The organism is Amycolatopsis alba DSM 44262, from assembly GCF_000384215.1.
GTDB classification, from domain to species: domain Bacteria; phylum Actinomycetota; class Actinomycetes; order Mycobacteriales; family Pseudonocardiaceae; genus Amycolatopsis; species Amycolatopsis alba.
The window spans coordinates 8,519,970-8,539,875 of the sequence record NZ_KB913032.1; the positions used below are offsets into that span (position 1 = coordinate 8,519,970).

Genomic DNA, 19,906 nt, shown 5'->3' on the forward strand with positions numbered 1-19,906 from the left:
AATATTCGCCGCACGCTCACGATCCCACGCTCGCATGGGGGATCATTTCGGCTCCGCGCTGGGCGGGGACATGCGTCGCGGCCAGGGATTTCGAACGGTGGTACGCCAGCAGGAGCGCGTCCCGCCCTGGCTGGAGTTCGACCCAGGTCGCGGCCCGCTGGTGCTTGTCCGCGCGGACGGCCTGCGGGATCGTCAGGTAGGCGATGTCGCGGATCAGCTTGTGCCGGAACTCGTAGGTGGTCACCCCCGGTTCCCTCGTGCGCACGCGGGTGAGCAGGCCATGGCGTTCGAGATGTTCCAGCGCGCCCGAAACCTCGTCCTCCGCCTGGCCGCCCACGGCGCTCACCCCCGCCGCCCGGATGCCGGAACGGATGACCGCGGCGTCGACCAGCACCGCCTTGGTCCCGGTGGGCAGACTGTCCAAACGGGACGCGACGGTGCGGTGCACCAGTTGCGGTACCGGCGGGCCGGGGTTGCCGGCGTCCTCGGCGGTGTTCTCGCGCAGCATCCGCGCGAACGCGCCGGCGAAGAGCGGGTTTCCGCCGATGTGCGAGACATAGGACCGAAGCGCCCGCCCGGTGCTCCTGCCGTCGTGCAGGATGGCCAGCAGCCGAGTGATGTCCTCGTCGGACAAGGGATCGAGGGTGATCGTGGTGGCACCGGCCTTGCCGCCCGCCCAGGTGGGGCGCCGGTCCAGCAGCTCGGTCCGCGCGGTGACCACCACCAGGATCGGGAACAGCCCGGCGTTGCCGGTGAGGTGGTCGATGAAGTCCAGCAGCAGATCCTCGGCGAGATGGAGATCTTCGACGACGAGCACGAGCGGTTCCTCACCGCTCGCCGCGTCGAGGAACTGCCGCCAGGCGGGGAAGGATTCGCGCGAGATCTCCGCATCCGTGCCGAGCCCGAGCAGGGTGCGCAAATGGGAGAGCAGCCACGCCGACCTGGTCCCGTCACCGGCCAGCTTCGTCACCGTTTCGGTCAGTTTGCGGTCCGCGCGCTCGGCCGTGTCGGCGTCGCTTATCCCCGAGTAGGACCGAACGCAGTCGGCCAGCGCGGCGAGCGTGCCCGGCGTCTCGAACCGGGAGGACCGGCCGGTGACGAACCGGGCGCGGGCCGAGGTCGAGTGATGGAACTCGGCGATCAGCCTGCTCTTGCCGATGCCCGGCTCGCCGAGCACGGTGACCAGATGCGGCCTGCTCCGGGTGCCGACCTGGTTCAGCGCGCCGAGGAGCATCCCGAGCTCGCGATCCCGGCCGACGAACGGCGCCGTCGACCGGGCATGCGACTGTCTCGGCAGCACGGTGACGGCCGGGGAGCCCTCGTCATGGCTTCCGGCGGTGGCGTAGGCGATCTCGGAGTCGCTGGCGGTTCGGGTCTCCGCGCAGACCCGAACCTCGTCGTCCGGGACCTGGGTGAGCAGGCGGAGACAGCGGTCGAGCACCGCGCCGGTGACCATCGGCGGCTCGCCGGCGTCGCCCTGATGGCGGCGGACGAGCGCGTCGCCCGTGGCGACGGCGACCGCGACGGTCAGCGTGCCCGCCCTGCCGGCGGGGCGGAGCAGCCGGTCCCGGATGGCCAGCGCCGCGCGCACCGCCCTGGCGGCGTCGTCCTCCCGGCAGCGCAACGGCCCGAACAGGGCGAGCCACAGCGGGCCGATCGTGCCGCCGATGATGCCGCCGAGCTGTTCGGTCTCTTCCCGGATGGTCGCCGCGACATGCTGCAGCTCCGCGTCGACGTGTTCGGGGCCCGCGTTGCGGACGTCGCGGCCGAACCGGGTCATCACGACGACGACGCTGACCCATTTGAGCTCCGCGATCTGCCCGGACGGCTCCCGCCGTTTCGCCGGTCGCGGCGTGATCTCGACCGGGCGCCGGGGTTCGGACGGCGAGACCGGGCGCGGGTGCTCGATCACCAGCTCCTGATTGAGGATCGCCTGCTCCAGCTCCTGCAGCTCGCGACCGGGGTCGAGCCCGAGGCTGTCGATCATCCTGGTCCGGATACGGCGGTAGACGCCGAGCGCGTCGGCTTGGCGGCCGTTGTGATAGAGCGCACGCATGAGCTGGCCGCACAGCCGTTCCCGCAGCGGCTCCGCCTCGACCCACGTCTCCAGCTCGCGCATCACCTCGCCGTAGCGGCCGCACGCGAACTCGGCTTCGACGTAGTCTTCGATCGCGGCCAGCCGCGAGTTGCGGACGGTCGTCAGCACCGGCCAGTCGACGCCGAGCTCGACGAGATCGGCGAGGACCGGGCCGCGCCACAGCGCCAGCGCGTCGCGCAGGGTGCTCGCGGCCCGCGGCCAGTCACCGTCCGCCAGCTTCGCCCGGCCGTCGTTCACCTTGTCGTGGAAGCGGTTCAGGTCGACGCTGTCCGACGGCGCGCGCAGCAGATAGCCGGGCGCGTGGGTCAGCAGCACGGTGGAATCGGAGCTGTACCCGCTGGGGGACAGCAACTGGCGCAGCCCGGAAACGGCGTTCTGCAGCATCTTCCGTCCCGTGGTCGGCATCTCGACCGGCCAGAGCGCTTTGAGCAGGGTGCTGGTGGCGACCACACTGTTGACGTGCAGGAGCAGGAAACCGAGCGCGGCGCGCTGCTTGCTGCCGTTCACCGCCAGCGGTCTGCCGTCGTCGATGACCTCCAGCGGGCCTAACAACTGGAATCGCATATGTCCCCCTGGCGTGAGGTTGCGGTGGTGGCTGGACGGTTCGGTCACCGAATCAACCGGCCTCCCCGACCTGCAGCCGCCAGAGCGAGGCGTAGACGCCGCCGAGACGCAGGAGTTCCTCGTGCGTTCCCTCCTCGGCGGGCACCCCGTCCGCACCGAGGACATAGATGTGATCGGCGTGCCGGATGGTGGACAGCCGGTGCGCGATGACGACGAGTGTCCGGTCACGGGCGAAATCCCTGAGCGCGTGCTGGATCGCGGACTCGGTCTCGTTGTCCACCGCGGACGTCGCTTCGTCCAGCACGACGATCGGCGCGTCCTTCACGAACGCGCGAGCCAGCGAGATGCGTTGCTTCTGGCCGCCGGACAGGGAAACCCCGCGTTCGCCGATCTTCGTGGCGTACTTCGACGGCAGCGTTTCGACGAACTCGTCCACGGCCGCCATCCGGGCGGCGTCCACCACCCGCCGATGGCTTGCCTGGAAGCTCCCGTAGCGGATGTTGTCCGCGATCGTCCCGTCGAACAGGAACGCGTCCTGCGCCACGAAACCGATCGCCCGGCGCAGATCGCGCAGCCGGATCCCGGTGACGTCCTGCCCGTCGAGGAGGACCCGTCCCGACTCCGGCCGCTGGAACCGCATCATGAGCTTGGCGATCGTCGTCTTGCCCGAGCCGGTCACCCCGACGATGCCGGTGACCTTCTTCGGCGCGATGTGCATGGTCAGCCCGCGCAGGACCGGAGCGCGCCCTGGGTAGGCGAAGGTGACGTTCTCCAGCACCATTTCCCCCTTGACCTGGGCCACGTCGAGCCGGTGCCCGCGGGTGCCGGATTCGGTCGGGAGGTCTTCCAGATAGCGGACGCGATGCAGCGCGGCCGCGGTCTGCTGGTACCCGTCGACGACGTTCCCGAGGTTCGGGAGCTTCCACAGCACCTGCTGCGGCAGGCCGACCAGCGGGTTGAAGATCTCGAACCGGAGGGTCTCCGCGAGCACCGCGCGCCCGCCGAGCAGCAGGATCCCGGCGAGGGACACGGTCGCGGACACCCGCACGGTCTCGGTGTAGGAGACGGCGCCGCGGTCGAGCCGCTTGCCGCTGTCCCGGTACCGCTCGCTGAGCGCGCGGACCCGCTGGATCTCGTGGTTCTCCGCGCTGAAGCTCTTCACCGTGGCCGTCGCCGCCAGGTTGTCCGTGAGCCTGCTGTTGAGCGCGGACTCCTTCTCGGCGACGTCGACGTAGTCCGGGCCCACCTTGTCGTGGTGACGGAACGAGAGCCAGGTGACGATCGGCACCGGCAGGAACGCCACCCAGGCGATTTGCGGCGCGAAGACGAGGAACACCGGGACGAGCACGAGAAAACTGGTGGTCAGCGTCAGCACCTCGTGCGCCGACGAGGAGAGGAAGGTGCCGAGCTGGTTGATGTCGTCGGTCAGCAGCCTGGCCATCCGGGTGGTGCGCTCGTCCTCGAGGTAGCGGAGTTCGAGACGCTGCACGTGGGGGTACAGCCGGTCCCGCCATTCGTGCCGCACGTCGTGCGCGAGGGCACGCCACTGGATCCCGGCCGTGTAGGAGAGGGCGGCGAGGCCGAGGCAGACCAGCGCGGCCGCTCCGGCGAGCACCCAGATCTGGGTGGTGGCACCGGCGAGGCCGACGCTGATCAGCGCGGCGCTTTCGCCGCGGACGAGGACGAGCACGATCCAGCCGATGACCAGCACCAGCAGCATGTCCATGAGCTGCCCGAGCACGGAAAGGGCCGACGCGAGGTAGAAGCGTTTGCGGTGCCTGCCGACGATGGTCAGCAGCGGTGGCTGTCTCGCCCACTTCGGCGGGGACGGTTCGAGCGAGGCCGCGCGTTTCGACTTCCGCCACGCGGAGCGGATGATGATCGCGGTGGTGCCGAGCACGGCGCCGAGCCCGACGAGCGAGGCGGGCACCGCCACCGCGACGACCGTCGCCGAAGCACCGACGGCGATCAGCGCGAGACCGCCGTCGGTCTTGGCCTGTCCGGCCGTCGTGACCTGGCCGGAGCCGGTGATCTCGCGGACCGCGCCGGCGACGGCCTTCAGTACTGTCCGGCCTGCCTCTTCACCGGTGAGGCAAGGGTCATGGTGAATGAGCAGCCTGCCGGTGACCGGGTTCGCGTGTGCCGCCAGCACACCCGGCGCGGCGCGCAGGCTCGTTTCGAGGGCGGCCGCCAGCCGAGGCCGTCCTCGTACCACGCCGATGTCCCAGCGCTGGCGCCCCGGAATGACCGACCTCGGCCGCGCGCTCAGCTTTTCGTGTCCTCGCCCCTTTGTTAATGACATGTTTCGCCGTCACCGATTTCCTGTTCGGGGAAATTCGCGTTCACCGGTGAGTTCAGGGCGCGCTTCTCTTCTTTTCGGCTTGCTCGGCGTCCCTGACCTCGGCCGCGAGATCCTGCAACTCCTCGCTGGTCTGTGCGGCCAGCTTGCGCAGTTCCAGCGCGACTCCGACCGAGGCCCGGACGGCGCCGCGGGCCAGCGGCTTCACCATCTTGCCGGCAAGCGGGGCGATGACCAGTCCGATCAAGAAAGCTGGCAGTGGTGGTAGCATCTCGCATCCGTCCTCGTACCCTGTGATTTTCCCGGTGAGTGCGAAGCATCTGTTGCATCGAGTCGGACTTGCTTTTTTGAATGGCAAGAACTCGCTGGGCGGGCTCGCTGATTTCCCGCATTCCCAAGTTATCGCCGGGACCGGGACCGGTCAAGGTAATCGGTGCGCGTCACCGGTCCGGGGCACCGGTGCCGGTCGGGAACGGTGCGAGTTTGTCAGTGTTTTGCCACTGTGCGGGGATATTCCCAGTTGACCTGACAAGGAAGGTGACACGCGGTCGTGGCCGTCGTTGCTCCGTTGGAGCGGTCGTCCGCCGCGATCAGTCGCGCTCGGTCGCCGTTTGCCCGGCAGTCGGATATTCACGTTCCGGTCCCCACCTTTTTTTCCTGGCCAGCGTGATTCCGTCGGCCATCACGATCAGGGAGAGTTCGACGCGGTCGTCGTCACGGAGCATGCTGTTGAGCTTGCGGATCGCGAGGGTGTCCTGGTCGTTCGAGTCCGGATCCGCGACCTTGCCGAGGAACAGCGTGTTGTCGATGACGATCAACCCGTCCGGACGGGTGAGAAGCATGGCTTCCTCGTAATACCAAGGATAATTCACCTTATCGGCGTCTATGAAGACCAGGTCGAACCGGCCGCCACCCTGTTCGGTGCGAAGCCCGGCCAAGGTCTCGATGGCGTCGCCGACGCGGACCTCGATGCGGTCGGCGACACCCGCGCGCCGCCAGAAGGGTTCGGCGATCGCCGGCCATTTCGCGCTGACGTCGCAGGTGACGACACGGCCGCCGGGCGGAAGCGCGCGTGCCATGCTCAAGGTGCTGTAGCCGGTGAAGGTGCCGATCTCCAGTACCCGTCTCGCCGAGACCAAGCCGACGAGCATCCCGAGCAACTGTCCTTCCTCGGGCATTACCTGAAGGTGCCGCCCCGCCGGAAGCCGTGCCGTTTCCGCGCGCAGGTCGCGGAGAATCTCGTCCTCCCGTAATGAGACCCGTCTGACATAGTCGATCAGGCGTTCGGTGGTGCCGACCTGCTCACCCATATCCATTCCGTTCCAGTGCCGGTGACAAGATCTGGATGGTTTCGGATTCCGGTTGGGTAACCGGTTTCAGATGCATTCGCTGCACCCCCGAGTGCTCGCCGAAGGTGGCGGCGCAGGAACAGCCGTGCCGGGGGAGGTCCTCGAACCCGGCGAACCGGTAGGCGATCTCCATCATCCGGTTGCGGCCGGTCCGCCGGAAGTCGGCCACCAGGTGGACGTCCGCCGCGGCGGCCCGGCAGGCGAGCCACGACAGCAGCGCGCTGCCCGCCCCGAACGAGACCACCCGGCACGAGGTGGCGAGCAGCTTGAGGTGCCATGACCGCGGATGCCGTTCGAGCAGGACGATGCCGACGGCGCCGTGCGGGCCGAACCGGTCGGACATGCTGACCACCAGCACGTCATGGCCGGGCGCCGCGAGGAGTTCGCGCAGCGCCCGGTCGGAATAGACCACGCCGGTCGCGTTCATCTGGCTGGTCCGGGCGGTCAGTTCCGACACCCGCGACAGATCCTCCTCGGTCGCCGGGCCGATGCGCATCACCAGGGACAGCGACTTCAGGAAGTCGGTGTCCGGGCCGGAGAACCCGGCGCGCTCGGCCTCACGCCGGAACCCGGCCTGGTAGAGCTGCCTGCGCCGTTGGGAGTCGATCGTGACCACGGCCGGGCTGAACTCGGGCAGCCGGGTCAGCGCGGTCGCCTGGTCCGCGGGGTAGCACCGGATCTCGGGGAGATGGAAGCCGACCTCGGCGCGTTCGGCGGGCTGGTCGTCGATGAACGCGATCGTGTGATGCGCGAAGCCCAGTTTGTCGGCGATCCTGCGCAGCGCGCCGGATTTGGCGCCCCAGCCGATCTGGGGGAGCACGAAGTACCCGGCGAGGTCGAGCTCCACCAGGCGCTTCCACGCCCGATCGTGATCGTTCCTGCTGGCGACCGACTGCAGGATGCCGCGCGCGTCCAGTTCCACGACCGTCGCGCGGACCTGGTCGGGCAGCGTGACGTGGTCCCCTTCGCTCAGGGTCCCCCGCCACAGGGTGTCGTCCAGGTCCCAGACGAGGCACTTCACCTCACCGGTCATCGGCGGACCCCGCTCAGCGCGTGCCCGGCGAGCATGAGCAGGCACAACTCGTTGGTGCCCTCGATGACTTCCATGAGTTTCGCGTCCCGGTAGGCCCGCGCCACCAGACTGCCGTCGTGCGCGCCCGCCGAGGCCAGGACCTGCACCGCCGCCGACGCGCCGTCGGCGGCGTTGCCCGCGCTGACGTGCTTGGCCAGCACCGTCGTCATCACCACATCCGGTGATCCGGAGTCCCAGTGCTCGCTGGCGTGCTCGCAGACCCGCGCGCTGACCTGTTCGGCGATCAGCAGCCTGCCGAGATGCCCGGAAACCAGCTGGTGCTCGGCGAGCGGCTTGCCGAACTGGGAGCGTGAGCGCGCGTGGTCCGTCGCCGCCGCGAGACAGCCGCGGAGCAGGCCGGCGCAGCCCCACGCGACGGACAACCGGCCGTAGGTCAAGGCCGAGGTGACCAGCAGCGAAAGCGATTGCCCGGCGCCGCCGAGCAGGCTGTCCGCAGGCAGCCTCACCCCGTCGAGGTCCACGTCGGCGTGCCCCGCGGCACGGCAGCCGAGCGGATCGGGGATCCGGCGTATCCGCACTCCCGGCGCGTCCGCGGGGACGACCACGGCGGCGCCTCCTTCGCCGTACCGGCCGAACACGACGATCAGGCCGGCGTAGTGCCCGCCGGTCACCCACACCTTGCGGCCGTCGAGCACCACGGTGTCGCCCTCGTCGCGGATCCGCGTCGTCATCGCGGACAGGTCGCTGCCCGCCCGCGGCTCGCTGAACGCCACGGCGGCCAGCTCACCACCGGTGAGCCTCGGCAGCAGGCGGGCGCGCTGCGCCGCGTCACCTGAGCGCCGGATCGTCCACGCCGCCATGCCCTGCGTCGTCATGACACTGCGGACCGAACCGCACAGGCTGCCGGTATGCGCGGTGAGCTCGCCGTTGTCGCGGCTGCTCAGCCCCAGGCCGCCGTGTTCGGCGGCGACCTGCGCGCACAGCACCGGACCGAGTTTGCCGAACAGTTCCGGCGGCAGCAGCCCGGTCCGGTCCCACTCTTCGGCCTGGCCTTCGACCAGTTCGGTGATCAGTGCCGTGGCCCGCGCCAGCGTGTCACCCGGCATGGTTGTCCCGGAGCCGGTCCACCAGGGCCGTCATCGCGTGCACCGTGCGGAAGTTGTCCAGCCGCAGATCGGCGCCGGCGATCACCACGTCGAAGACCTGCTCGATGTGCACCACCAGCTCCATGGCGAACAGCGACGACAGCCCGCCCGCGGTGAACAGGTCACGGTCCGGCTCCCAGCTCGCCTTGGTGCGGGATTCCAGATAGCGCAGCAGATCCTGTTCGACAGTGGGTACGGTCATGGCATCGCCTCCTGGTAGTCGAAGAATCCACGGCCGCTTTTCCGCCCGAGGCTGCCTTCGCGGACCTTGGCCAGCAGCAGTTCGCAGGGCAGGCAGTCTTCGTCCCCGGTCCGGGCGTGCAGTACCGCGAGCGAGTCGACGAGGTTGTCCAGGCCGATCAGATCCGCCGTGCGCAGCGGGCCGGTGCGATGCCCGAGGCAGTCGCGCATCAGCGTGTCGACGGCTTCGGCGGTGGCCGTCCCCGCCTGGACGACGCGGGCGGCGGCGTTGATCATCGGATGCAGGATGCGGCTGGTCACGAACCCCGGCGCGTCGCCGACGACCACCGGCACGCGGCCGAGCGCGGTCAGCAGCCCGGTCACCGCGTCCATCGTCGCCCTCGCGGTCCCGGCGGCCTTGACCACCTCCACCGTGCCGATGAGATACGCCGGGTTCATGAAATGCGTACCGGCGAGGTCCTCCGGGCGGTCGAGGACGGCGGCCAGTTCGGCGATCGGGATCGACGACGTGTTGGACACCAGCGGTGTGCCGGGGCGCACGATCCGGGTCATTTCGCGCAGCGCCGCGGCTTTGAGGTCCGCGCGTTCGGTGATCGCTTCGATGACGACCGTCGACTCCGCCGCGTCGGCGGCGACGGTGCTCGTCGACAGTTCGCCGGTGTCACCGCCGCGCGCGCCCATCAGCTGCGCCATCCGCAGCTGGGCTTCGACGTCGCTTCGCGCCTTGTCCAGCGCGGCTCCGTCGATATCGATCAGCAGCACCGGAAACCCTTGTCCCAGAACCAAAGTCGCGATACCGGCGCCCATCACGCCCGCGCCGAGCAGCGTCACCCGGTCCGTCACCCGATCACCAGTCACGGAGGTCACGGTAGGTCCGGCCGGGCTCGCCGGGGCAGGGAAGACCTTCCACTCTCCGCCCATCGGCGCGGCAATGGGTTTCCGGTTACGTCCCGGTGGAACCCTCCCCGGCGCGATCACGTTGTCGGCCGCGGCGACCCGGCCTAGATTCGGGAACATTCCGGCTCCAGGAAGGAAATCCATGGCGGACAAGGCTTTCGACGTCATCGTGATCGGCGGCGGCCCGGCGGGTTCGGTCTGTGCGGCCGCGCTCGCCGACCACGGTCATTCCGTCGCGGTGCTGGAGCGGCAGGAATTCCCGCGGTTCCACATCGGTGAATCGATGCTGCCGTACATGATCGGCCTCCTGGAGCGGCTCGATCTCCTGGACGCGGTCGGGAAACAGGGGTACGTGGTCAAACGCGGCGGCGAGTTCATCGACCCGACCGGGACGAAGTTCGTCACTCCCGGTGTCTACCGCGCGGATTTCTCCAAACAGGGTGAAGGCAGGCACAGCGAGACCTTTCAGGTCGAGCGCGCGCATTTCGACCAGGTCCTGCTGGAGAAGGCGCGGGCGAACGGCGCCGAGGTGATCACCGGCGCGTCGGTGCGGGACCTGGTCATGACGGGCGACCGGATCACCGGCGTGCGCTACCGCCACGAAGGCGGCGAGCACGAGATCAGTGCCTCGTTCGTGGTCGACGCGAGCGGCCGGGCGGGCACGATCGCGAACCGGTTCGGCCTCCGGAAGACGACGGACGGCCTGCGGATGGTCGCGGTCTTCCGGCATTACGAGGGACTGGACGAGCGGCACAACCCAGGGCACGAGGGCGACATCCAGATCGGCAGCCACGCCGACGGCTGGGTGTGGGCGATCCCGTTGTCCGGTGACAAGGTCAGCGTCGGCACGGTGATGCCGCGGGCGGTGTTCCGCGAGGCCGTGAAGGAAGACGTCTTCGCCGAGCACGTCGCCCGGATCCCCCGGATCGTCCAGCGGCTGAGCGGCACCCGCCCGTCGACGGAGTTCCGGGTGGAGGCCGACTACTGCTATCACGCCGACGAGGTGACCGGCCCCGGCTGGCTGATGGCCGGGGACGCCGGATGCTTCGGCGATCCCATGTTCTCGGGTGGGACGCTGGTCGCGATGGTGACCGCGGCGCGGGCCGCCGACACCATCACCCGCGTGCTCGCCGATCCCGGTGCCGAGCGGGCGCTCACCGACGAGTACGCGAACTTCTTCAAGACCGGGTACGACACCTACGTCCGGCTCATCTTCGCCTTCTACCAGAGCGAACTGATCAGCGCGGTCGCCGACGCGAGCACGGTGGTGGAGCGCGAAAACCTCGAGATGTACATGGTGCGCCTGCTCGGCGGCGACTTCTGGAGCGAACACAATCCGATCGCGCAGGCACTGCGGGCCAACACCGCCTGGCGCACCTTCGCGCCGTTCCGGCCGGTGTTCGGCTGCCCGGTCTATCCGGAACTGGACGCGGCGGACCGGGCCGAGGTCGCGGCGGCGCGACCGTGATCGAGCCCGCCGTGCTGATCGCGGGCGCCGGGCCCACCGGGCTCGCACTGGCGTGCGGGCTGCGGGCCAAGGGGATTCCGGTGCGGGTGGTGGACCGCGCGGACGGCCCGATCGGCACCTCCCGTGCGCTCGGGGTGCAACCACGCGGTGTCGAGGTGCTGATCCGGCTCGGCGCGCTCGCCGACCTGCCCGAACGGGTGATCCCGTTGCGTGAGGTCAGGATGCACGTCGCCGGGAAGCTGATCTCCACCATGCCGATGGACCGGATGGGTGCCGCCTCCGGCCGCTCGCCGCTGCTCGTTTCGCAGGTCGAGGTCGAAGGCGCGCTGCGCGAGCGGCTGGCGGAGTTCGGGGTGCGGCCGGGCTGGGGACACGAGCTGGTCGACTGCGCTCCGGACGCCGACGGCGTCACGGTGAGGTTGCGCGGCCCGTCCGGGCCGGAGACCGTGCGCGCCGGCTGGCTGGCCGGCTGCGACGGCGCGCACAGCCGGGTCCGCAAGCTGTCCGGGATCGGCTTCCCCGGTGTGCCGGTCGCGGAACACTTCCTGATCGCCGACGTCCGCGCGGACTGGCGGCTGGACCGGCAGGTGATGGGCAGCTGGTCGCGCGGTGGCGACATGATCAGCGTCTGCCCGCTCCCCGGCGAGGGCCGCTGGCGGCTGATGGGGCCGTCCCCGTCCGGCACCGAGGGTGAGCTGAGCCAGGACGACATCCTCGCGCTCGTCGAACGGCAGCTCGTCAAATGCACTCCGTACGGGGTGGCGGGGATCAGGGACGTCGAGTGGCTCTCGACGTTCCGCATCCACCGCAGGCTCGCGGACACCTACCGCAAGGGCAGGGTGCTGCTCGCCGGGGACGCCGTCGCCATCCATCACCCGTTCGGCGGGCAGGGGATGAACACGGGGCTCGGTGACGCGGAGAACCTGGCGTGGAAGCTCGCGCTGGTGATCGGTGATCGCGCCGGTGAAAGGCTTCTCGACAGCTACGAGGCCGAGCGCCGTCCTGTCGCGCGCGGGGTGCTCGCGGGCACCGGCTTCGTGACGAGGCTGGTGATGGCGGAGAACAAGGCGACCGCGCTGCTGCGCGACCGGGTGGTGATGCCGCTGATGAACACCGCGAAGGTCCAGAACGCCCTGTGGCGGAACGCGTCCCAGCTCGGTGTGCACTACCGTGGCGGCCCGCTCGCCGCGCCTTCGCGCCGGCGCTTCGGTCCCAGGCCTGGCGAACGCGTGCCGGACATCCTGTGCCGCGACAGAGACGGCGTGACCGTCCGCCTGCACGAAGCGCTTCAGGGGCGATGGGCGGTGCTCGGCGGTCCCGGTGCCGCCGGGAGCGTCGCCGTCGCGGCGGACGCGCTGGGGGACAAGGAGGTCGTCTCGCTGACCCCGGCGGACGGGAGCCCACGCGATGTCCTGCTGATCCGCCCGGACGCGCACCTCGCCTGGCGCGGGCGTCCCGCACCGGGGGAAGAGCTGTCCCGCTGGCTCACGGGCGCGCTCGGCTGAACCGCTCGGAAGGAGGAGCCACGCATGAGGTTCATGCTGCTGATCCACACCAGCGCGGATCGCTGGAAGACGCTGACGCAGGCGGACAAGGAGGAATTCCTCGCGGAGTACCTGGCCTTCACCGAGAAGATCAAGGCGTCCGGGGAACACCGGTACGGCGGCCCGCTCGCCGACCGGACGCAGGCGCACGCGGTCCGGGTGCGCGACGGCAGGCGGGAAGTGACGTCCGGCCCGCTGACCGGGTCGGACGAATACCTCGGGGGTTACTACGTGGTCGACTGCGCCGGCCCGGACCGCGCGATCGAGATCGCGGCGGAGATCCCCGACGCGAAGCTGAACGTCGTCGAAGTGCGGCCGCTGGCACCGATGGGCGGTCTGGAGTCTTGATTCCGCTGATCGAAAGGCTGGGCCCATGACGATGCACACTGTGGACTGCGAAGGCGTGGATGTCCGCTACGCCGATCACCTCGACGGCGGCGGCAGCGACTTCGGCCGGGCATACGTGCCCTTCGTCGCCTCGCGGTTCGGGAAGGTCCCGCGGCTGCTGGAATGGTGCTGCGGACCGGCGTTCATCGGCTTTTCGCTGCTGGGCGCCGATCTGTGCGAGCGCCTGGAGCTGTGCGACGTGAACGAGGAAGCGGTGAACGTCGCGAGGGCGACCGTGGCGGCCAACGGCCTCGGCGACCGGGTCTCGGTGTTCCACAGCGATTGCTTCGACACCGTGCCCGCCGACCGGAAATGGGATCTGATCGTCGGCAACCCGCCGCATATGAACGTGACCACCGCGCCCGCCGAGCATGTCGAGGTGTTCCGGCGGATCAAACCCGAGCTGGTCTACGCGGACAAGGACTGGGAGATCCACCGGCGCTTCTACGACCAGGTCGGGGACCGTCTCACGCCCGGCGGCAGCGTCCTGCTCCAGGAATGCTGGGCGGCTTCGGATCCCGAGGTGTTCCGGCCGATGATCACGGCCGCGGGGCTGGAGATCGCCGGGACCTTCCCGTGCGAGCCGCCGCACGATCTCTTCTACTTCCTGTGGGTGCGGCCCGCGGCTTGATCCGTGAAGGCCTCCTTCCCTACCTTGAGAGTAGGGAAGGAGGCCTTCACGGACGGTCAGGCCATTTCCAGTAGGGCTTTGGCGGCTAAACGGTAGCCGAAGGCGCCGAGGCCGGCGACCATTCCGGCGGCGAGCGGAGCGAGTACGGATTCGTGCCGGAAAGATTCCCGCGCCCAGATATTGGACAGATGCACTTCGATCCACGGATTCGGATAGTTCGCGAGCGCGTCGCGCAGGCTCCAGCCGTGGATCATCAGCGCGCCGGGGTTGATGATCGCGCCCGCGGTGTCGTAGTTGTCCTGGACGAAGCGGACGAGCTCGCCTTCGCAGTCATGTTGGTATGCCAGGACTTTCCAGTCGGAACCGGCCACTTCCTCGGCGACGGCCGTTTCGATGTCGGCGAGGGTGTCCGTGCCGTAGATCTCGGGTTCGCGCCTGCCGAGTATGCCGAGATTGGGGCCGTTGATCAGCAGTATTCCGGTCACGAAAGACGATTATGTCAGCCTGTAGGGAAAGGTGGAACCGGTAAGAGCGGGTAAGGGGGATTGAGGGGATTTATAGGGGGTTGGGTGTCTCTGTCGGTGTCGGTAGCTTCGGAAGTGTCGATCATTTCGGGTGGAATGGGGATCGAGACCATGGAATTGGAATTCCCGGCGTGGCCCCGGTACGGCGACGAGGAACGGACCGGGCTGATCCGAGCGTTGGAGCAAGGTCAATGGTGGCGTATCGCGGGCAGCGAGGTCGACGCCTTCGAAGCCGAGTTCGCCGAGTACCACGGCGCGGCGCACGCGCTGGCGGTGACGACCGGGACCCACGCGCTGGAACTGAGCCTCGAAGTGCTCGGAGTCCGCCGCGGCACCGAAGTCATCGTTCCCGCGTTCACCTTCATCTCCTCGTCGCAGGCCGCGCAGCGCCTCGGCGCGACGGTGATCCCGGTCGACGTCGATCCGGACACCTACTGTCTCGACCCCGCCGCGGTCGAGGCCGCGCTCGGTCCGAAGACCCGCGTGATCATGCCGGTGCACATGGGCGGCCAGTTCGCGGACATGGACGCGCTGACGAAACTGTCCGCCGATTCCGGGGTGCCCCTGCTCCAGGACGCCGCGCACGCCCACGGCGGGCAGTGGCAGGGCAAACGCGTCGGCGAGCTGGGATCGGTGGCGGCGTTCAGTTTCCAGAACGGGAAGCTGATGACCGCGGGCGAGGGCGGCGCCGTGCTGTTCGACGACCGTGAGCAATACGAGGAAGCCTTCCTGCGGCACAGCTGTGGCCGTCCGCGCGGTGACCGGGGGTACTTCCACGCGACGTCCGGGTCGAACTTCCGGGTCACCGAGTTCACCGCGGCCGTGCTCCGGGCCCAGCTGGCGAGGCTGGGGGAGCAGATCGACCTTCGCGAGCGGCGCTGGCCGGTGTTGTCCGCCGCGCTGGCCGAGATCCCCGGCGTCGTGCCCCAGTCGCGTGACGGCCGCTGTGACCGGAACCCGCACTACATGGCGATGTTCCGGATTCCCGGCATCACCGAAGAGCGCCGGACGGAGATCGTCGCCGCGCTGGTCGAGCACGGTATCCCCGCGTTCGTCGCCTTCCGGGCGATCTACCGGACGAAGGCCTTCTGGGAGACCGGCGCGCCCGAGACGACGCCGGACGAACTCGCCCGCGCCTGCCCGAACTCCGAGGCCTTGGGCAAGGACTGCCTCTGGCTGCACCATCGGGCGCTGCTGGGCACCGAGCAGCAGATGCGCGACATCGCGTCGGTTCTGGCCGGGCTCCTGTGACGATCCGGGTCGCCCTGGTGGGGCTCGGTGTGGCGGCCAAATCGATCTGGCTGCCGCAGCTCGCGCACCATCCGGCGTTCGAGCTGACCGCGGTGGTCGATCCCGATCACACCGCCGGCGCCGGTCTGGAAGCCCGCCTGCTGGTGGGAACCGGCATCGACGTGCTCACCCCGTCCGAAGTGGACCTCGCCGTCGTGGCCGCGCCGAACCATCTGCACTGTGAGCTCGCCTGCGCCTTGCTGGCCAAGGGAATCCCGGTGTTCGTCGAGAAGCCCGTATGCCTGAGCACCGCCGAGGCGGACAGGCTGCGGGAGGCGGAACGACACGGTGACACCGTGCTCCTCGGCGGGAGCGCCGCGCGCTACCGGGCCGATGTCCGCGCCCTGTACGAGCTGTCCGGGCGCCTCGGCCGGATCCGGCATGTCGACCTCGGCTGGATCCGGGCCGGTGGCGTGCCGGGCGGCTGGTTCACCCGGCGCGGTATGTCCGGTGGCGGCGCGCTCATCGACCTCGGCTGGCATTTGCTGGACACCGCGTCGCCGCTGCTGGGCGGCAGCGCGATCGCGCAGGCGGCGGGAACGCTGTCCGCGGACTTCCTCGACGACGAACGCCGCCGGGTCACCTGGCGGGTGGATCTCGGCGGAGCTGATCTCGGCGACGTCGAGGACACCGCGCGCGGATTCCTGGTCACCGAGGACGGTGTCTCGGTGTCACTGCGCGCCGGCTGGGCGTCCCACGAACCGGTCGACACGACGACGATCCGGGTCGAGGGGAGTGCCGGCGTGGCAACGCTTTCGTGCACCTTCGGCTTCAGCACCGAGCGCGCGGGCGGCCCGGTGCTGACCCATCTCCGCGACGGGAAGACCGTGCCGATCGCGGTGCCGCCGGAGCCGATCGGCGCGGAGTACCGCAGGCAGCTCGACCTGATTCCCGCTCAGCTCACCGATCCCGCTTGCCGCGGCCGGGCGATCCAAGACGCCGCCTGGACCGTCGAGGCCATCGAGCGCTGTTACGCGTCGGCCGCCGCTTACGTGTGAAAGGAACGAGTCCTTGGACGCGCTGGAGACAATGACCGGCCGGTGCCCGCCGCTCGGAGTGATCTTCGACCTCGACGGGGTCCTGGTCAACAGCTTCGACGTCATGCGGCAGGCCTTCCTCACCGCGTACGCCGAGGTGGTCGGCGCCGGGGAGGCCCCGTTCGCCGAGTACAACCGTCATCTGGGCCGCTATTTCCCCGACATCATGCGGATCATGGGCCTGCCGCTGGAGATGGAGGAGCCGTTCGTCCGCGAGAGCTACCGGCTCGCGGATCAGGTGCCGGTCTTCGACGGCGTGCCCGATCTCCTGCGGACCCTGCGCAAACGCGGCCTGCGCCTCGCGGTCGCGACCGGCAAGAGCGGCCCCCGCGCCCGCTCGCTGCTGGACGTGGTCGGGTTGCTCCCGGACTTCGAGCATGTCATCGGCTCCGACGAGGTCGCGAACCCCAAACCGGCGCCGGACATCGTCCGGCACGCGCTCGACCGGCTCGGTCTCGGCCCGGACGACGCGATGATGGTCGGCGACGCGGTGACCGATCTGGCCAGCGCGAAGGCGGCCGGGACGCTCGCGGTGGCCGCGTTATGGGGTGAGACGGACGAGCCTTCGCTTCTGGGCGCAGGGCCGGACATGGTCCTGCGTGAGCCCGCGGATCTGCTGGCCCTGTGCCCGGAGGTCGTCCGCCACTGATCATGGAACGCGTGCTGTCCGCCAGTGAGAAGGGTGTAGCCGGGTCGGGGGTCGGTCCGGTGTTCGCCGTCGCGCGGGTCGCCGGGACCGTCGACGCGCGGATCCTCGCCGACGCGCTGGAGATCCTCGCGGCGGAAAACCCCTTGCTGCGCGGGAAGGTCGTCGGCGATCGGCTTCTCGTCGGGGACCACGGGCCCGGACTCGGCGTGGGAGGTGACCTGCTCGCCGAGAGCACCACGTCCCGGAACGGGGTCGCGCGGGCACTGCTGTCCGGCGCCGACGTGGCTCTAGGCGTCGAACACGCCTTCGCGGACGGCCGGTTCTGCGTGACGATGCTGTACCGGCTGCTGAGTCACTACGGGGAACTGGCCGCCGGCCGGTCGGTGCGGCCAGATCCGGCAGGCCCGCTCGAACCGCCCCTGGACGTCCGGTTGCGCGGCGTCTACCACCACTTCGACGACCTGCCCGAACCGCCGCCCCTGGTGGCCAGGCTTCCGGCCGGGCACCCGGACGCGACGGGGTACGGCGTCCGCGGTCTCGGGTTCGGGCGGGCGGAGACCACCGGCATGATCACCGCGGCCCGGCGCGCGCGGCTGTCGGTGCATGCCCTGCTCGGCGGGATCCTGACCGCGGCACTGCACGCCGAACTCGAACCGAACCCGGCCCCGCTGCTCGTGACGTCGTCGGTCGACCTGCGGCCCCGGCTGGCGCGGCCGGTCCGGCCCGACGCCGGGCTGAACTGCATCGGTGACCTGCCCGCCGTACTGACCGGCCCCGCCTGCCCGGTCGGTTTCGGCAGGCAGCTCATGCCGCAGCTGCGCGCGGGACTCGAGCGCGAGGTCCCCCAGCGGCGGTTCGCCATGGTCTTCTGCGGGCCGGGCCCCCAGACCGCTTTCACGCCCGCGTCACTGGCGATCTCGAACCTCGGGCGGCTCGAAGCGCCGGTGGGCCTCGACGTCACCTCGGTCCGGTTCTTCACCACGGCTCCCGGCCCGACCCCGCTGGTCTTCGTGACCACTGTGGACGGTCGCCTGAACGTCGACGTGACCTACGATCGCGCGCAGGTTTCGGAGGCCCGCGTGTCCGGCTGGACCGCTCACGTCCGCCGACTGCTCGTGAGCACCTGCTCCTGTGCGCGGGTGGCGGTTTCGCGTGATGGGACGGACGACTCGCGTGATCAGGTGGACGACTCATGACAGGACCTGGTCGCCCGACGTGTCGTCTCTCCAGTCACGCGTGTCGTCCGTCTGATCACACGAGTCGTCCGACCAGTCACGCGGCGGCGACCCCTGTACCGACGCTGTCCGATGCTGTCCGGAGGTGTGCGGAGGTTGCGAAAGCCACTTTCGCAACCTTCAACGTTGCGAAAGTGGCTTTCGCAACGTCTGCGGGAAGCGGGGGCGGGCGGCCGGTCCAGCTGGTCGTGAGTGATTTGGGTCGTTAGAGCCAAGGGTGTTTCAGGTACCTGCTTGTGGTGCGCGGGTGGCGGTGTCGTGTGTCGGATGGGACGACACGTGTGTTCGGCCCGGCCGTGAGTGTGGTCCCTTCAGTCACGCCTCAGGCGCTTGCCCTGTGTGCCCTAGGCACTACCCGGCGATCGTGTCGCGAAAGCCACTTTCGGGACATCAGACGTCGCGAAAGTGGCTTTCGCGACACGCGGCGTGTGTCCGGGCCGCGCAGTCTCTCGGCGGTCGTGAGCGGTCAGGACGGCTAGCCCCAGCCGTATCACCCACGAGACCCCACGGCTACTCGCGCATGGTGAGAAGAACGTCCAGGACCACAGCCTCAGGGACTTCCACGAGTTCGGGGCCGTGTGGGCCGTCGAGGACGAAGGTCAAGCCGTCCCTGGCCTTCTTGTCGGATCGCATCAGCGCGACCAGCCGCGCGGGATCCAGCTCCGCCGGGACAGCCGTGGCGAGGCCGTAACCCGAGACGACTTCGGCGTGTTCGTCGACCCGTGCCCGCCCGATGCGGTCGAGCGCGCCGGCCAGCCGACCGGCGAAGACCGTGCCGATGCCGACCGCTTCGCCGTGCCGGAGCCCGAAATCCGTGGCGCGTTCCAGCGCGTGCCCGAGCGTGTGGCCGTAGTTCAGCAGATGCCGCAAGCCGCGGTCGTATTCGTCGGCGGCGACGAGGGACGCCTTGAGCGTGACACTGGCGACGATCTGGTCGAGCACCGGTAATCCCCGTAGCTCACCGGCACCGATGAAATGGCATCGGGCGATCTCGCCGTATCCGTTCAGCCAGTCGCGGCGCGGAAGCGTTTCGAGGAAATCGGTGTCGCAGAGCACCGCGCCCGGCTGCCAGAACGCGCCCACGAGATTCTTGCCTTCCGGCAGGTTCACCGCCGTCTTGCCGCCGACGCTGGCGTCCACCTGTGCCAGCAGGGAAGTCGGCAGGTGCACCACGGGCACGCCGCGGTGGTACAGCGCGGCGGCGAGCCCGGCCACGTCGGTGGTGGTGCCGCCGCCACACGAAACCACGACGTCGGATCTGGTCAGCCCGAACCGGGCGAACCGGCGGCACAGCCGTTCGACCTGGGTGAGGCGTTTGTCCTGCTCGCCGTCCCGGAAGGGCAGCTCAAGGGTCGGCACACCGAGGTCGGGAAGCCACTCGATGGGCCGCGCGGAGACGACGGCCGCGCGGCGGGCACCGAGTCCGGCGACGATCCCCGGCAGCAGGGAGCGGGCGCCGGGTCCGATGTGGACGGAGTACGAGCGTTCGCCGAGAGCCACTTCGACCTCGTTCATGGAAATCCATTCTCGTGCCGGCCGGGGTGGCACGCCGAGG

General features: G+C 69.6%; 18 protein-coding genes. 8 read left to right on the top strand and 10 right to left on the bottom strand.

Annotated features, from left to right (window positions below):
* Positions 1-16: 16 nt before the first annotated feature.
* The 8 genes from AMYAL_RS48135 to AMYAL_RS0139545 all read right to left on the bottom strand — a co-directional run bounded on the left by AMYAL_RS48135 (position 17) and on the right by AMYAL_RS0139545 (position 9,547).
* Positions 17-2,710, bottom strand: a complete 2,694-nt coding sequence (locus AMYAL_RS48135) for an ATP-binding protein (RefSeq protein WP_167336196.1) — start codon at positions 2,708-2,710, stop codon at positions 17-19.
* Positions 2,711-2,714: 4 nt separating this feature from the next.
* Positions 2,715-4,877: an ABC transporter ATP-binding protein gene (locus AMYAL_RS0139515; RefSeq protein ID WP_245193312.1), complete on the bottom strand. Its 2,163-nt coding sequence runs from the start codon at positions 4,875-4,877 to the stop codon at positions 2,715-2,717.
* 139 nt (positions 4,878-5,016) lie between these two features.
* Positions 5,017-5,208 carry a DUF5132 domain-containing protein gene (locus AMYAL_RS47380; protein WP_020636829.1) on the bottom strand — a complete coding sequence of 64 codons (192 nt, stop codon included), beginning with the start codon at positions 5,206-5,208 and terminating at the stop codon, positions 5,017-5,019.
* Positions 5,209-5,551: 343 nt separating this feature from the next.
* Positions 5,552-6,271: an O-methyltransferase gene (locus AMYAL_RS0139525; protein WP_020636830.1), complete on the bottom strand. Its 720-nt coding sequence runs from the start codon at positions 6,269-6,271 to the stop codon at positions 5,552-5,554.
* Complete coding sequence (locus AMYAL_RS0139530; protein ID WP_020636831.1) at positions 6,264-7,343, bottom strand: HAD-IIIC family phosphatase; 1,080 nt, start codon at positions 7,341-7,343, stop codon at positions 6,264-6,266. The genes AMYAL_RS0139525 and AMYAL_RS0139530 overlap by 8 nt, the downstream gene beginning before the upstream one ends.
* The gene (locus AMYAL_RS0139535; RefSeq protein WP_020636832.1) at positions 7,340-8,449 is read right to left on the bottom strand and encodes an acyl-CoA dehydrogenase family protein; all 1,110 of its coding nucleotides are present in this window, start codon (positions 8,447-8,449) and stop codon (positions 7,340-7,342) included. The genes AMYAL_RS0139530 and AMYAL_RS0139535 overlap by 4 nt, the downstream gene beginning before the upstream one ends.
* A complete protein-coding gene (locus AMYAL_RS0139540; RefSeq protein WP_020636833.1) occupies positions 8,439-8,690 on the bottom strand; it encodes an acyl carrier protein in 252 nt (83 codons plus the stop codon). Before AMYAL_RS0139540 ends, AMYAL_RS0139535 begins: the two co-directional genes overlap by 11 nt.
* Positions 8,687-9,547, bottom strand: a complete 861-nt coding sequence (locus tag AMYAL_RS0139545) for a 3-hydroxyacyl-CoA dehydrogenase family protein (protein ID WP_026467820.1) — start codon at positions 9,545-9,547, stop codon at positions 8,687-8,689. The genes AMYAL_RS0139540 and AMYAL_RS0139545 overlap by 4 nt, the downstream gene beginning before the upstream one ends.
* A 181-nt stretch (positions 9,548-9,728) precedes the next feature.
* Between AMYAL_RS0139545 and AMYAL_RS0139550 the strand changes: the two genes are divergently transcribed.
* Genes AMYAL_RS0139550 through AMYAL_RS48140 form a run of 4 tightly spaced genes read left to right on the top strand, consistent with a single transcriptional unit; the run spans position 9,729 to position 13,616 of the window.
* On the top strand, positions 9,729-11,054 hold the full coding sequence (locus tag AMYAL_RS0139550; protein WP_020636835.1) for an NAD(P)/FAD-dependent oxidoreductase: 1,326 nt from the start codon (positions 9,729-9,731) through the stop codon (positions 11,052-11,054).
* On the top strand, positions 11,051-12,559 hold the full coding sequence (locus AMYAL_RS0139555) for an FAD-dependent monooxygenase (RefSeq protein WP_020636836.1): 1,509 nt from the start codon (positions 11,051-11,053) through the stop codon (positions 12,557-12,559). Before AMYAL_RS0139550 ends, AMYAL_RS0139555 begins: the two co-directional genes overlap by 4 nt.
* A gap of 24 nt (positions 12,560-12,583) precedes the next feature.
* Positions 12,584-12,946, top strand: a complete 363-nt coding sequence (locus tag AMYAL_RS0139560; RefSeq protein WP_020636837.1) for a YciI family protein — start codon at positions 12,584-12,586, stop codon at positions 12,944-12,946.
* A 25-nt stretch (positions 12,947-12,971) separates the two neighbouring features.
* Entirely contained in the window at positions 12,972-13,616 is a 645-nt protein-coding gene (locus tag AMYAL_RS48140) for a methyltransferase (RefSeq protein WP_020636838.1), read from the top strand.
* Positions 13,617-13,672: 56 nt separating this feature from the next.
* Here AMYAL_RS48140 and AMYAL_RS0139570 read toward each other — a convergent pair whose 3' ends face one another.
* Complete coding sequence (locus AMYAL_RS0139570) at positions 13,673-14,101, bottom strand: type II 3-dehydroquinate dehydratase (RefSeq protein ID WP_020636839.1); 429 nt, start codon at positions 14,099-14,101, stop codon at positions 13,673-13,675.
* Between the two features lie 150 nt (positions 14,102-14,251).
* Between AMYAL_RS0139570 and AMYAL_RS0139575 the strand changes: the two genes are divergently transcribed.
* From AMYAL_RS0139575 to AMYAL_RS0139590, 4 genes are read left to right on the top strand one after another with little or no spacing between them, the layout of a single operon-like run.
* Entirely contained in the window at positions 14,252-15,391 is a 1,140-nt protein-coding gene (locus tag AMYAL_RS0139575) for a DegT/DnrJ/EryC1/StrS family aminotransferase (protein WP_245193314.1), read from the top strand.
* The gene (locus AMYAL_RS0139580) at positions 15,388-16,428 is read left to right on the top strand and encodes a Gfo/Idh/MocA family protein (protein ID WP_020636841.1); all 1,041 of its coding nucleotides are present in this window, start codon (positions 15,388-15,390) and stop codon (positions 16,426-16,428) included. The genes AMYAL_RS0139575 and AMYAL_RS0139580 overlap by 4 nt, the downstream gene beginning before the upstream one ends.
* 31 nt (positions 16,429-16,459) lie before the next feature.
* On the top strand, positions 16,460-17,116 hold the full coding sequence (locus AMYAL_RS0139585; RefSeq protein WP_020636842.1) for an HAD-IA family hydrolase: 657 nt from the start codon (positions 16,460-16,462) through the stop codon (positions 17,114-17,116).
* 11 nt (positions 17,117-17,127) lie between these two features.
* A complete protein-coding gene (locus tag AMYAL_RS0139590) occupies positions 17,128-18,312 on the top strand; it encodes a phthiocerol/phthiodiolone dimycocerosyl transferase family protein (RefSeq protein ID WP_143267812.1) in 1,185 nt (394 codons plus the stop codon).
* Between the two features lie 549 nt (positions 18,313-18,861).
* On the opposite strand, the gene AMYAL_RS0139595 is transcribed toward AMYAL_RS0139590, so the two are convergent.
* Positions 18,862-19,866, bottom strand: a complete 1,005-nt coding sequence (locus tag AMYAL_RS0139595) for a 3-dehydroquinate synthase family protein (RefSeq protein ID WP_020636844.1) — start codon at positions 19,864-19,866, stop codon at positions 18,862-18,864.
* Positions 19,867-19,906: the final 40 nt, after the last annotated feature.